Source organism: Amycolatopsis panacis (assembly GCF_003600245.1).
Classification (GTDB): Bacteria; Actinomycetota; Actinomycetes; order Mycobacteriales; family Pseudonocardiaceae; genus Amycolatopsis; species Amycolatopsis sulphurea.
Genome location: NZ_QZFV01000080.1, coordinates 40621 through 52758, shown reverse-complemented (window position 1 = coordinate 52758; position 12138 = coordinate 40621). Strand labels below are relative to the sequence as shown.

At 71.4% G+C, this 12138-nt stretch carries 13 protein-coding genes; 8 read left to right on the top strand and 5 right to left on the bottom strand.

What is annotated here, in order from left to right:
• Window positions 1-3: 3 nt before the first annotated feature.
• Window positions 4-396: a DUF6221 family protein gene (locus tag D5S19_RS14690; protein WP_120023897.1), complete on the bottom strand. Its 393-nt coding sequence runs from the start codon at window positions 394-396 to the stop codon at window positions 4-6.
• A 322-nt stretch (window positions 397-718) separates the two neighbouring features.
• On the opposite strand from D5S19_RS14690, the gene D5S19_RS14685 reads away from it, so the two are divergent.
• The 7 genes from D5S19_RS14685 (at window position 719) to D5S19_RS14655 (ending at window position 6208) form a co-directional block, all read left to right on the top strand.
• Window positions 719-1384, top strand: a complete 666-nt coding sequence (locus D5S19_RS14685; RefSeq protein ID WP_120023896.1) for a TVP38/TMEM64 family protein — start codon at window positions 719-721, stop codon at window positions 1382-1384.
• Window positions 1385-1503: 119 nt separating this feature from the next.
• Window positions 1504-3132 carry a serine/threonine-protein kinase gene (locus tag D5S19_RS14680; protein ID WP_199730505.1) on the top strand — a complete coding sequence of 543 codons (1629 nt, stop codon included), beginning with the start codon at window positions 1504-1506 and terminating at the stop codon, window positions 3130-3132.
• A gap of 64 nt (window positions 3133-3196) precedes the next feature.
• Entirely contained in the window at window positions 3197-3502 is a 306-nt protein-coding gene (locus D5S19_RS14675) for a hypothetical protein (RefSeq protein ID WP_098509320.1), read from the top strand.
• Between the two features lie 40 nt (window positions 3503-3542).
• Complete coding sequence (gene msrB, locus D5S19_RS14670; RefSeq protein WP_098509319.1) at window positions 3543-3971, top strand: peptide-methionine (R)-S-oxide reductase MsrB; 429 nt, start codon at window positions 3543-3545, stop codon at window positions 3969-3971.
• 158 nt (window positions 3972-4129) lie between these two features.
• Window positions 4130-5092 carry a TIGR04222 domain-containing membrane protein gene (locus D5S19_RS14665; protein WP_120023894.1) on the top strand — a complete coding sequence of 321 codons (963 nt, stop codon included), beginning with the start codon at window positions 4130-4132 and terminating at the stop codon, window positions 5090-5092.
• Window positions 5085-5885, top strand: a complete 801-nt coding sequence (locus D5S19_RS14660) for a DUF692 domain-containing protein (RefSeq protein WP_120023921.1) — start codon at window positions 5085-5087, stop codon at window positions 5883-5885. The genes D5S19_RS14665 and D5S19_RS14660 overlap by 8 nt, the downstream gene beginning before the upstream one ends.
• Window positions 5882-6208, top strand: a complete 327-nt coding sequence (locus D5S19_RS14655) for a hypothetical protein (protein WP_120023893.1) — start codon at window positions 5882-5884, stop codon at window positions 6206-6208. Before D5S19_RS14660 ends, D5S19_RS14655 begins: the two co-directional genes overlap by 4 nt.
• On the opposite strand, the gene D5S19_RS14650 is transcribed toward D5S19_RS14655, so the two are convergent.
• Genes D5S19_RS14650 through hemE form a run of 4 tightly spaced genes read right to left on the bottom strand, consistent with a single transcriptional unit; the run spans window position 6159 to window position 10777 of the window.
• On the bottom strand, window positions 6159-7553 hold the full coding sequence (locus D5S19_RS14650) for a CoA transferase (RefSeq protein ID WP_120023892.1): 1395 nt from the start codon (window positions 7551-7553) through the stop codon (window positions 6159-6161). The genes D5S19_RS14655 and D5S19_RS14650 overlap by 50 nt on opposite strands.
• Before the next feature lie 5 nt (window positions 7554-7558).
• Window positions 7559-8251, bottom strand: coding sequence for a hydrogen peroxide-dependent heme synthase (gene hemQ / locus D5S19_RS14645; RefSeq protein ID WP_098509315.1), 693 nt, complete (start codon window positions 8249-8251; stop codon window positions 7559-7561).
• Between the two features lie 46 nt (window positions 8252-8297).
• Entirely contained in the window at window positions 8298-9707 is a 1410-nt protein-coding gene (hemG, locus tag D5S19_RS14640; protein ID WP_120023891.1) for a protoporphyrinogen oxidase, read from the bottom strand.
• Window positions 9704-10777, bottom strand: a complete 1074-nt coding sequence (hemE, locus tag D5S19_RS14635) for a uroporphyrinogen decarboxylase (protein WP_120023890.1) — start codon at window positions 10775-10777, stop codon at window positions 9704-9706. Before hemE ends, hemG begins: the two co-directional genes overlap by 4 nt.
• Window positions 10778-11023: 246 nt before the next feature.
• Between hemE and D5S19_RS14630 the strand changes: the two genes are divergently transcribed.
• Window positions 11024-11587 carry a DUF3000 domain-containing protein gene (locus D5S19_RS14630; protein WP_233573900.1) on the top strand — a complete coding sequence of 188 codons (564 nt, stop codon included), beginning with the start codon at window positions 11024-11026 and terminating at the stop codon, window positions 11585-11587.
• Window positions 11588-12138: the final 551 nt, after the last annotated feature.

Below are 12138 nucleotides of genomic sequence, written 5' to 3'. Positions count from 1 at the left end.
GGGTCAGGGGCGCCAGCGTTCGCTGTAGTCCGGGTGATCGGCGTAGGGCAGGGCGAGCAGGCGCAGCGTCACGCACCAGTTGACCCCGGCGTCGTCGGCAGGCACGTGGCAGGTCTCGCACCAGTATTCGCTGCCGTAGAGCGGGAATCCCGGCACCTTCTCGGCCACCGTCGTGCGGTGCGCGAGCATGATCCGGCGGGTCACCTCGATATCGTTGATCATCTGGTTGATCACGTCCAGCTCGACGTCGCCGAGCGCCCGGATCCGCTGTTCCACCGGGACCTTCGCCTCTTCCCGGGTAAGCTGCTCCCCGGCCTGCTGCCGCCGCACCGCCTGCATGATCAGCGCCTGGCGCTGCCCCACCCGCGCGGCGAGGAACGCGATCAGGTCCTCCACCGGGTCTCCTCCCTGCCGATCCGCCCACCGGCCTGGACCAGTCGCACCGTGGCCCCGCAGCGTTACACCCCGAGCCCGGCACCGACCGTGCCCGCTTCCGCCGAGCGGGTCGCGAGCAGGCTAGACCCTGGGCGGAGCTTTTCGGGAACGCCGCGAGATTGATCACCCAATGTCACCACCAGTGGCGACCGGTCGGTCCGCCCGAGGTCTGTGAAGGGACCCTTCACAGACGCAGAGGCCGTGAAGGGTCCCTTCACAGCCCCGCCCCGGACCGGCAGGGGTACGGCACGGAGCGCGACGGCGAGTGCCCTACCGTGGCGGAGTGTCCGGCAGAACCAAGCTCCTCCTCGCGCTCGCCGTGCTCGTCGTGCTCGCGGCGGCCGCGGTGTGGCTGCCGGTTCCCGGTCCGGCGCAGCTGCGGCAGTGGGCCGCCGAGACCGGCTCCGCCACGCCGCTCGTGCTGCTGGTCGCGTACTCGCTGCTCACCGTCGCGCCGATTCCGCGGACCGTGTTCAACCTCGCCGCCGGGCTGCTGGTGGGCAGCGTCGCCGGGGTGCTGATCGCGCTCGTCGCGACGACGATCGCGGCGGGGCTGTCGTTCGGGCTCGCCCGGGTGCTCGGGCGGGACGTGATCACCCGGCATCTGCATCGGGCGCCGGTCCGGGTGGTCAACGAGCGGCTGGCCGGCGGCGGTGTGCTGGCCGTCACGTCGCTGCGGCTGATCCCGGTGGTGCCGTTCGCGCCGCTGAGCTACCTGTGCGGGGTGTCGTCGGTGAACCTGGTGCCCTACCTCGCCGGAACGCTGCTCGGCAGCGTGCCCGGCACGATCGCCGTGGTGGTCTTCGCCGACGCCTTGACCGGCGACACGCCGCCCGCGCTCCTCGCCTCGTACGCGATCTTCGCGGCGGCCGGGCTGGCCGGGCTGCTGTACGGGCTTCGCAGGCGTACCCCGGCCACGGCGGCGGAGGAGCACGCACCGACTGGCTGACGGCGGCCGGGTACTTCCGACCGCTACACTCGTTCGGGTGCGCGAGGGGTAATCCGCGCTGAGCACGCACACGATTCACCGGGATTTCGTCAGGAGCGGTCGCCATCGACACCGGGCAGCTGATCGCGGGGCACTACCGCCTCGTCGAGCACATTGGTAGCGGTGCCATGGGCGTGGTGTGGCGCGCGGTCGACGTGCGCCTGGAACGGTCCGTGGCGATCAAGCAGATCCTGCCGCAGCCGGGCGTGTCCGAGGCCGAGCGCGACAACATGCGCCAGCGCGCCATGCGCGAGGCGAAGAACGCCGCCCGCTTCCAGCATCCGAACGCCATCGTGGTGTTCGACATCGCCGAGCACGGCGGCGATCCCTGCCTGGTGATGGAGTACCTGAACGGGCCCAGCCTGTCCGCGGTGCTGGCCGAGCAGGGTCCGCTGCCGGTGGGCCAGGTCGCGCGGATCGGCGAGCAGGTCGCCGCGGCACTGGTCGCCGCGCACCGCGCCGGGATCGTGCACCGCGACGTCAAACCCGGCAACATCCTGATCGACGAGACCGGCACCGCGAAGATCACCGACTTCGGCATCTCGCGCGCGGCCGGCGACATGACGCTCACCCAGACCGGCCTGATCGGCGGCACCCCCGCCTACCTGGCCCCCGAGCTGGCACGCGGCGCCGATCCGGTGCCCAGCTCGGACGTGTTCGCCCTGGGCGCCACGCTGTACCAGGCGATCGAGGGCCAGACGCCGTACGGCAACACCACCAACCAGCTCGCGCTGCTCTACGCCGCGGCGAACGGCCAGGTCAACCCGCCCACCCAGGCGGGCCCGGCGACCGCGCTGCTGATGAGCCTGCTGCGCCCGGAGCCCGGCGAACGGCCCAGCATGGCCGAGGCCCGGGAACGGCTGGCCACGCTCGCCACGGGTGAGCCGGCCCAGCCGCCGCTGCTGTCGGGCAACCGCGGTGCCGGCACGGGCGCCGGCCCGCCCCCGCCGTGGCAGCGCGTGGGGGCCGGTCCGCAATCCCCGTCCTCGGCCCCGATCCCGGCGCAGAAGACCCCCTCGAACCCGCCGCGCACGCCGACCGCGGCGTTCATGCCGATGCGGTCACCAGCCGCCCCGCCGGCCACTCCACCGCGTGCGCAGCCCGCGGCCCAGCGCCCGGTGCCGTCCGCGGCCGCGCCGAACTACTCCGCCGGCCCGGCACAACGCCCGGGGAACAAGCGCCGCACGGCACTGCTCGCCGGTGGCGCGGCGGCGGTCGTCGCGGTCGCGGTGATCGTGTTCCTGGTACTGAGCAACAGCAGCGGCTCGAACGGCGGGACCACGGCACAACAGGGGCAGACGCCATCGAGCGCGCCGCGGACCTCCGCGCCGCCCAGCACCACGAGCACGCCCAACGGAGCACTGGGCCAGACCCCGACGGAAGGCAAGATCACCGACTACGGTGCGGCCGGGATGTTGATCACCAACGGGTTCTTCGCGGACCCGAGCGCCAACTGGGCGCATCTCACCCCGGCGGCGCAGGCGGTGTACGGCAGTCAGTCCGCGTTCCAGCAGTACTGGTCAGCGCACAAGATCAACCGGTACGAGTCCGCGCGCGCGGACAGCGGCGGGGGCAACGCGGACGGCTCCATCACGATGAACCTCACTGTCGACGGGAACCGCCGGGGCTACCGGGTGATCCAGTCCAGCGGGCAGATGCTGATCGACAGCGACACCCGGCTGGACGCAGGCGGGGCCTCCGGCCAGTGACCACCCGCCGGACACAGCGCGCAAGCCGATGCGCCGACCGGGGTGCAGGGCCTACCGTGGGGGTATGGCCGAGAGCGCAGCTGTGCCGCCGGGCTGGAACCCGCGGTTCCACGACGATCTGATCGGGCTCGACCCGGCGGATCCCGAGGTCCGGGCGTTCGCCGCCCACCTCGACCGGATGGAGCGGACCGGGCCCACCTTCACCGTCGAGGCCTGCCTCGACCAGGTGGCCGATTTCGCCGAGTCCAGCGCCCGCACCGGCGGGCTGCGGTACTGGATCTCGGTGCTGTTCGTGGTGCTCATCGTGCTCGGGCTGCTGGTCACCGCCTGGGACATCGCGACCCACACGATCGCCTTCCTCTCCCGGTAACGAGGTCCGGTAACGAGGTAACGTGGGACAGGTGAAAGGTATGAAACCCGTGGTCGGCACCACCCCGCGTGTGGTGAAGTCCGAGCAGGAATGGCGTGCGCAGCTCGGTCCGGAGGAGTACGCGGTGCTCCGGCAGGCCGGCACCGAGCAGCCCTTCACCGGTGAGTACACCGACACGAAGACCATCGGCGTGTACGAGTGCCGGGCCTGTGGCGCGGAGCTGTTCCGCAGCGACACCAAGTTCGAGAGCCACTGCGGCTGGCCGTCGTTCTACGACCCGGCGGACTCGGACGCGGTGCTGCTGCGCGAGGACCGCACGCTCGGCATGCGGCGCATCGAGGTGCTGTGCGCGTCCTGCCACAGCCACCTCGGGCACGTGTTCGAGGGAGAGGGCTACGCCACCCCGACCGACCAGCGCTACTGCATCAATTCCATCTCGCTGAAGCTCGTCCCGGAGGCCGAGGGCTGACCGGTACCGCGAGTCCCCTGCCGCCCTCTCCGCCCGTGCGGGGAGGGCGGTTTTCGCGGGTACGGGGAACCCCGCGCCGCGGATCGGCGTCATTTATCCCGGCATGTTCGGTTCGCCCGAACGGTTAAGGTCGTTGCCGAACGCGAGAGGGGCCTGCGTTGAACGAACCATGGGGGATCTCGGGTCCGGAATTCCTGCTGTACTTCGGGCTGGCGCTGGCCGCTCTGCTCGTGCTACGGATCGCCGGGCCGCCGCTGCTGAGCAGGCGACGGCCGCTGGGTGCGTCGGCGGACGACGGTTCGCCGCCGCAGGACGTCTACGAGCTGGCCTACCTCGCCGGAGGCGCGGACCGGGCCGTGGACACCGCGATCGCGACGCTGCTGGAGAGCCACCGGCTGCGGGTCAACAGTTCCGGGCGGATCACTTCAGCCGGAAAGACCCCGAAGGCGCCGAGGCTGGAACGGAGCGTGCATCTGGCGGCGAAGGGCGCGGGCGCCACGACGGCACAGGTACGCAAGTCCACGCACGTCGCGCCGGCGCTTCGCGCGATCGAGAGCAACCTGAAGCGCCGCGGCCTGCTGTCGACCGGCGACGGGGCCGGTGGTCTCCGCAAGGGGATCGCAGTCGCGTACGCGGCCGTACTCGTGATCGGCATCGTGCGGCTGGTCAACGGGGCCGAGCTGCACCGTCCGGTCGGTGGGCTGATCGGGCTGCTGCTGCTCGCGTTGGTGCTCACGATCATCACCTTCGCCACCCGTAACGGAGGTAAGCGACGCCGTCCGACGAAGGCGGGGTACGCGATGGTCGCGCGTGCGCGTGCCGAAGCGAAGAGCATCGAAGAAGGCGACGACGCGGTTGTGGCCAGCAGTGGCCGGACGTTCCAGTACGCCAGTGCCGCAGGGATCGTCGCGCTCGCCGGCATCGCGTTCTATCCGGACGACGAGTTGAGCACGGCCCTGCTGAGCGCGCCGATCTCCTCGGGCTGGAGCAGCGGAGCGTCCGGCGGCGGATCCTCGTCCAGTGGCGGATCGTCGTGTGGCGGCGGGTCCTCGTGCAGCAGTGGCTCGTCCTGTGGTGGTGGCGGGTCCTCGTGTGGCGGCGGGGGCGGCTGCGGTGGCTGAGCGGCTCGGCGTCGGCCTCGGCTGGCGTTCCGAGCTGGACCTGTCGGTCGCGCGGCTGCCGGGTGTCGACTGGGTCGAGGTGGTCGCGGAAAACCTGCACGCGCCCCATCTTCCGGAGAGCCTGCGAGCGCTGCGGGAACGTGGAATGCCGGTGCTGCTGCACGCCGTGTCGCTGTCGCTCGGCGGTGCCGAACCCCTGGAGACCGCACGCGTGGAGCACCTCGCCGAGCTGGCGCGGGTGCTCGACGCCCCGCTGGCCAGCGACCATGTGTGCTTCGTCCGGGCGGGCGGTCTCGATTCCGGTCATCTGATGCCGTTACCTCGCACCCGGGATGCGCTGGACGTGCTCGTGGCGAACGTCCGGCTCGCCCAGTCGATCCTGGACGTGCCGCTGGCGCTGGAGAACATCGCCGCGGTCCTGCGGTGGCCGGAGGACGAGCTGACCGAGGAACAGTTCCTCGCCGAGCTGACCGAACGCACCGGATGCCGGCTGATCATCGACGTGGCGAACCTGTACGCGAACGCGCGCAACATCGGCACCGACCCGGTCGCGTTCCTCGACGGGATCCCCTGGGAGCGGCTGGCGTACGTACACGTGGCGGGCGGTGTGGAACGCGACGGCGTCTACCACGACACGCACGCTCACCCCGTCCGTCCGGAAGTGCTCGATCTGCTCGCCGAGCTGTGCCGGAGGGCTGATCCACCCGGCGTCCTGCTGGAGCGCGACGACGACTACCCCACTGACAGCGAGCTGGCGGCCGAGCTGTCCACGCTGCGCGCGGTGATCGCGTGAGCCGCGAAGAACTCGCGGCGCGGCAAGCGGAACTGCTGGAAGCACTGCTGTCCGATGGGGCCGCCCCGTCCGGCTTCGATGCTGAGCGACTACGCGTCGAAGCCGGTGCGCTTCGCGACAAACGGCGCCGGCTCGTCGCGTACCTACGACCAGACCTGCCCGAGTCCCTCGCCGAACGCTTCGGGCCGCTGTTCGACGTTTACGCCACCGACCACCCGAAGACCACCGAAATCCGCGCCCGGGACTACGCCGACGCCTTCGCTGCCTGGCTGGTCAGCCGGGGTGAGCTGCCGAAGCCGCGCCGACGCTGGTTCCGGCGCTGACCGGCGACCACACCGCGGTGTCCGAACCCGGCCGATGCGTGGCGTGATCCCACTGCGGTGGGGCGCCCGGCAGTACGCCTGCCATCCGTACCCGGGTCATCCGGCCGAAGTCGCTGTCTACGTCCTCCACCAGGTCCGAGAAGTCCGCTGCCGAAGCTGTGGGCTCGGTGCGGCCCACGGAGTCCAGCCAGGCACCGGTGCCCGCCAGCGACAGCTGTGCCCGCCAGGTGCCGCCTTCGGTCACGGTGCGACGCAGTGCCGTCATTACCGCCGCGGCGGTCAACCAGCCCGTCGCGTGGTCGAGAGCCTGCACGGGCAACGGCGCCGGGGCGTCAGTGGCGTTCTCCTCGGCGATGCCGGACGACATCTGTACGAGGCTGTCGAAACCGCGTCGGCGTGCCCACGGGCCAGTCCAGCCGTACGCGGACAGATCGGCCGTCACCAGGCCCGGCCGTAGCTCGGCAAGCTCTTCCGGGCCGAACCCCAGCCGCGCGAGCGCGCCTGGACGGAACGACTGCACCAGCACGTCCGCGCGGGCGATGAGCTTCTTCAGCTTCGCGCGGCCACCTTCGGTGTCCAGCGCGACGTACGCCGACCGTTTGCCTTGGCCGGTGTCCATGGTGAGCGTCGGGATCCGCGGCAGGTGCGCGGCGCCGACGTGCAGCACGTTCGCGCCGTGTGCGGCGAGTACCCGGCCCGCTACCGGGCCGGCCAGCACGTGCGTCAGCTCCAGCACGCGCACTCCGCCGAGCGGACGCGCGGACTCGAACAACGTACGCGGCGGAGCGTCCCCGATCCGCTCCAACTGCACCAGCGGCAACTCCGCGACGGCCTGCCCCTGGGGGTGCGCGCGCCATTCCTCGCGTGAGCGCATGAACGCGGCCGCGCCGCCCGCGGTGATCACCGCGGACTCGACCTCGGCCACTGTCTTCGCGGCAACGGTCTTCGCCACCGCTTCGCGGGTCGCGGGCACCCCGAGCGCCCAGCAGACCGCTGCTTCGTGCCGGGAGGTGTTGCAGTGCAGCTTGATCCAGCCGTCGGATGCGCGATAGTCGCCCGCGATCGGACCCCACGGGCTGGGTCCCGGGTTGCCGTCGATCCGCAACAGCCGCTCGCTGGCGAACGACGCAGCCGCATGCCGGCTGTCGACCGCGACAGTGCCCGGTTCGATCCCTCGCAGCCGCAGCATCTCCGCGGCGGCGAGCGTGGCCACAGCGACACTCGCCGTGGCCACGGTCGGCACCCGGAACGGGCCGGGCAGCACCGAATCGTCGCCGGTCAGCGAAACGGGCGGCAGTGATCCGCCGGTGAGTGTCCGCCACACCCCGGCCAGGACGTTCTCCACGGCGGTTACGGCAGGGCCGCGACGAGCTCAGCCGGCGGCACCCGGGTGCCGGTGTAGAAGGGGATCTCCACGCGCACGTGCCGGCGGGCTTCGGTGGCGCGCAGGTGCCGCATCAGGTCGACGATGCGGTGCAGCTCGTCGGCCTCGAAGGCGAGGATCCACTCGTAGTCGCCGAGCGCGAACGAAGCCACCGTGTTGGCCCGCACGTCCGGGTAGTCGCGTGCTTCCTTGCCGTGGTCGGCCAGCATCTTGCGGCGTTCCTCGTCAGGCAGCAGGTACCAGTCGTAGGACCGGACGAACGGGTACACGCAGATGTACTTGCGCGCCTCTTCGCCGGCCAGGAACGCGGGGATGTGGCTCTTGTTGAACTCGGCGGGCCGGTGCAGCGCGGTCTGGCTCCACACCGGCGTCGCGGCGCGGCCCAGGGGCGTGCTGCGGAAGCCGGTGTAGGCGGCCTGGACCTGTTCGATCTCCTCGGCGTGCCACCAGATCATGAAGTCGGCGTCGGCGCGCAGCGCGGACAGGTCGTACACCCCGCGTACGACGACGCCCTTGGCTTCGAGCCCGTCGAGGTATTCCGCGGTCTCGCGGCCCGCGGCCCCGCGGTCCTCACCGAGACGGCCCGGCTCGATCCGGAAGACCGACCAAGTGGTGTAGCGGATCGTGTCGTTCAGCTCGTTGTAGTTCAGCCGCGCCATACACCCATCCTGGCACTGCACGCCAAGGATGCGGCAGGCGCCTCCGTCACACTGTGAGCTGAGCGGCGATCCGGCGCGCCGCAGCGTCCGCTGTTGCCACGCACGCGGGCAGGCCGACGCCGTGCAAAGTGGCTCCAGCGACGGCAAGGCCGGGTACGGCGGACACCGCGTCCTCGATGCGCGCGACGCGCTCGATGTGCCCGGTGCCGTACTGCGGAAGCCCTCCGCCCCAGCGCGTGACGAGAGTGTCGATCGGCTCGGCCGTGACACCGGTGAGCCGCGCCAGGTCGTCGCGTACGGCAGCTACCAACGAAGCGTCGTCGCCGTTCAAGGCGCCCGGCTCGCCGAAGCGGCCGACGGACCCGCGGACGAGTACGGCCCCTTGCTCGCCGTAGTGCGCCCACTTGTTGGCGGAGAAGGTGAACGCCTTCGCTGCGTACGGCACGCCGTCTGCGTCTCGCTCCCCTGCGCCGATGAGAATGCCCGAAGCTTCGGGCATTGCCGTGTCTGACGGCAGAGCGAGCGCCACGACGGCCATGGACGCCAGCTCGACTTCGCCGAACGCAGTGGACGCGACGGGGACGACACCGTCCAGCAGCTTCCGCGCGGCAGGCGCGGGGACCGCAAGCACCACGGCGTCTGCCTCGGCGGGGCTGTCCTCGGGCGCGTGCGCAGGCGCGGCAGCTCCGAAGTCGAGCCGCCAACCAGACGACGTACGGGTCAGCGCGCGCACTGTCGCCGACGTACGCAGGCGCGCGGCGGACAACTCCAGCAGCCGTTGCACGAGAACGCTCAGGCCGCCGGTGAGCGTGCCGAAAACGGGCGCCGCGCTTGGGTTCTTGGGCTGCAGCGACGCGGCTGCCTCGGTCAGCGAAGCCGCTCCGTCGACGACTGCCTTCGCCAAGCCGGGCATCGTGGCGCGCAACCCCAGGCCGTCCGCTCCCCCGGCGTAGACGCCGCCCAGGAGCGGATCGACGAGGCGGTCCACCAGTTCGTCGCCGAAGCGGCTGCGCAGCAACGGCCCCAGCGGCAGATCGCCTTCACCCAGCTCGACCGGCCCGAGCGACGGTTCTTTCTCCACGGTCCGACGACCGCTCTCGGAAAGCACCCCGGCAACAGCCTCGGCGGACGCGGGCACGCCCATCACCGTGCCCGGCGGAAGACCCTGTACCGAACCACCGGCATGGATCTTGGCGCGCGCCTTCGTCGGATGCACGAGGCGGTCTTCCAGACCGACTTCCGCGATCAACGCGGTCACCTCGGGACGGCGGGCCAGAAACGCCTCAGCGCCGACGTCGTAACGTACGCCGCCGACCTCCGCCGTACGCACCTTGCCGCCGACTGCGGCCGTGCTCTCGAAGACCGTGATCTCGGCTGCTTCGCCGAGCAAGCGACGCAGCCGGTACGCCGTGGCCAGGCCGGAGATCCCTCCCCCGACGACGGCCACCCGTTTCACAGCGAATGCACCAGCTGGACAACCCGGGTCAGCACGTCCGGGTCCACGTTCGGCAGGACGCCGTGACCGAGGTTGAAGATGTGCCCACGCGCCGTGCGGCCCTCCTCGACGATGCGGCGGACCTCCGCCTCCAGCACCGGCCAGGACGCGTGCAGTAGCGCCGGATCGAGGTTGCCCTGAACCACCGCTTCGCCGCCGAGCCGCCGTACAGCCTCGTCGAGCGGCACGCGCCAGTCGACGCCGACGACGTCCGCCCCCGCGTCGCGCATCGCGACGAGCAGCTCACCGGTACCGACGCCGAAGTGGATCCGGGGCACGCCGTACCCCGCGACCTCCTCCAGCACCCGCGCGGAATGCGGCAGGACGAACTCGCGGTAATCCCGCTCGGACAGCGCGCCGGCCCACGAATCGAACAGCTGGATCGCGTCGGCCCCCGCCGCGAGCTGCGCATGGAGGAACGTCGCGGCGACGTCCGCGAGCCGGGCCGCGAGCTCGTGCCACAGCTTCGGCTCGGAGTGCATCAGGGCCTTGGTGTGCTCGTGGTTACGGCTGGGCCCGCCCTCGATGAGGTAGCTGGCCAGCGTGAACGGCGCACCGGCGAAGCCGATCAGCGGTGTCTCGCCGAGCCGCTCCACGAGCAGCCCGACCCCTTCGGCGACCTTCGCGACCTGCTCCGGCTCCAGCACCGGCAGCGCCCGGACCGCGGCCACGTCGCGCACCGGACGGCCCATCACCGGCCCGGTACCCGGCACGATGTCGACGTCCACCCCCGCCGCCCGCAGCGGGACCACGATGTCGCTGAACAGGACCGCCGCGTCCACCCCGTGCCGGCGCACCGGCTGCAGGGTGATCTCGGCGAGCATCTCCGGGTCGAAACAGGCGTCCAGCATCGGCACGCCTTCCCGCAGCGCGCGATACTCCGGCAGCGACCGCCCGGCCTGGCGCATGAACCACACCGGCACCCGCGCCGGCCGCTCCCCCCGCGCCGCGGCGAGGAAAGGCGATCCGGACAGCGCACGGCGAACCGGCGGGACCACGGACAAAGACGAAAGCTCAGGCACGAACTCCATGCTCCCACGCCGCTCACCGCACCGGGGCGGGAGCCTCACCGCTGCTGCTGTCACCGCCGCGGCTGTCACCGCCGCGGCTGCTGGGCTGTGAAGGGACCCTTCACGGACGCAGGGGCTGTGAAGGGTCCCTTCACAGCCCCTGCCCCGAGCGCGGCGGCCGCCCAGGGCAGGGCGAGGCTGCGGGCAAGAGGGGCCACTCGGCGCGCCTGCGACCGCAACCGGGTGTCGCCGCCTTAAAGTCGGAGCGTGACCGCGATGACGCCAATGCCCGAACTGTTCCGCGAAGCCGTCGCGGCGTTGCAGTCCGTCCGGCCACGTCCGGAGATCCGGCTGGAGCCGATGCGGGCGCCGCAGCGGCTGGCGCCGTGGTCGTACGCGCTCAGCTGCGAGGTGTCCGGGCCGGCCGACGTGCTGGCCTCCGGCCGCCTCGTCCTGCTGCACGATCCCCACGGCCAGGAGGGCTGGGACGGCGTGCTGCGCATGGTCATGTACGTCCGGGCCGAACTCGACCGTGAGCTCGCCACCGACCCGTTCCTGCCCGCGGTCGGCTGGTCCTGGCTCACCGAGGCGCTCGACGCCACCGGGGCCACCCACAAGGCGCTCGGCGGCACGGTCACCGAGACCTCCTCGGCACGGTTCGGCGACATCTCCGGACCCTCCCGCACCGACGATCTCGAACTGCGGGCCTCCTGGACGCCGCCGGACGGCGCGTTGCGCCCGCACGGATTCGCGTTCTGCCAGGTGATGGCCAGTGTCGTGGGCCTGCCACCGGTCGGCGTGACGCTGTTCGAGCAGCGCCAGAACTCCTGACTTTTCGAAATTCACCCGGACGGTCCGATGTCCGGGTGCCCCTGCACGCCCGCGGCGGCCCCCGTGCGGCCCCCCGCGGGCTCGACCGGACGGCCCCGGAGGCCCGGGGACGACCCGGATCCGAGCAGCGTTCACGTCTGTCCCAGATGGACGGACCGACGGCGCCGCGCCGGCCGCCACGTTCGTGAGGCGCGATTGATCACCGTCAGTAAACCCCAGGTCACCGCTTCGCGGGAGCCCCGGCGCACCCTCACGAATGGCGGCGGGCCGCCGATCGCCGCGGCGGACCCCGCGGCAAAACATGAAGAAAAATGATCTTGCCCCGGCCGAGGGCCATTTCCGGGTTCCGGAGGCCCCTCCGGCAGGGCACGCGCGGAAGCATCGGCACTTGCACGAGCCATCTGCACGCCCGTTTTCCGAGCGGTAACCCAGGTGCATCGCACCCTTGTGAGCAACCGTTAACAACAGGCCAATCATTGGTCCGATCGTGCTAACGCGACTTCGCTCCGTAACCAACTGCATGGGATAGATACCCGTTCGATCCCCCCGCG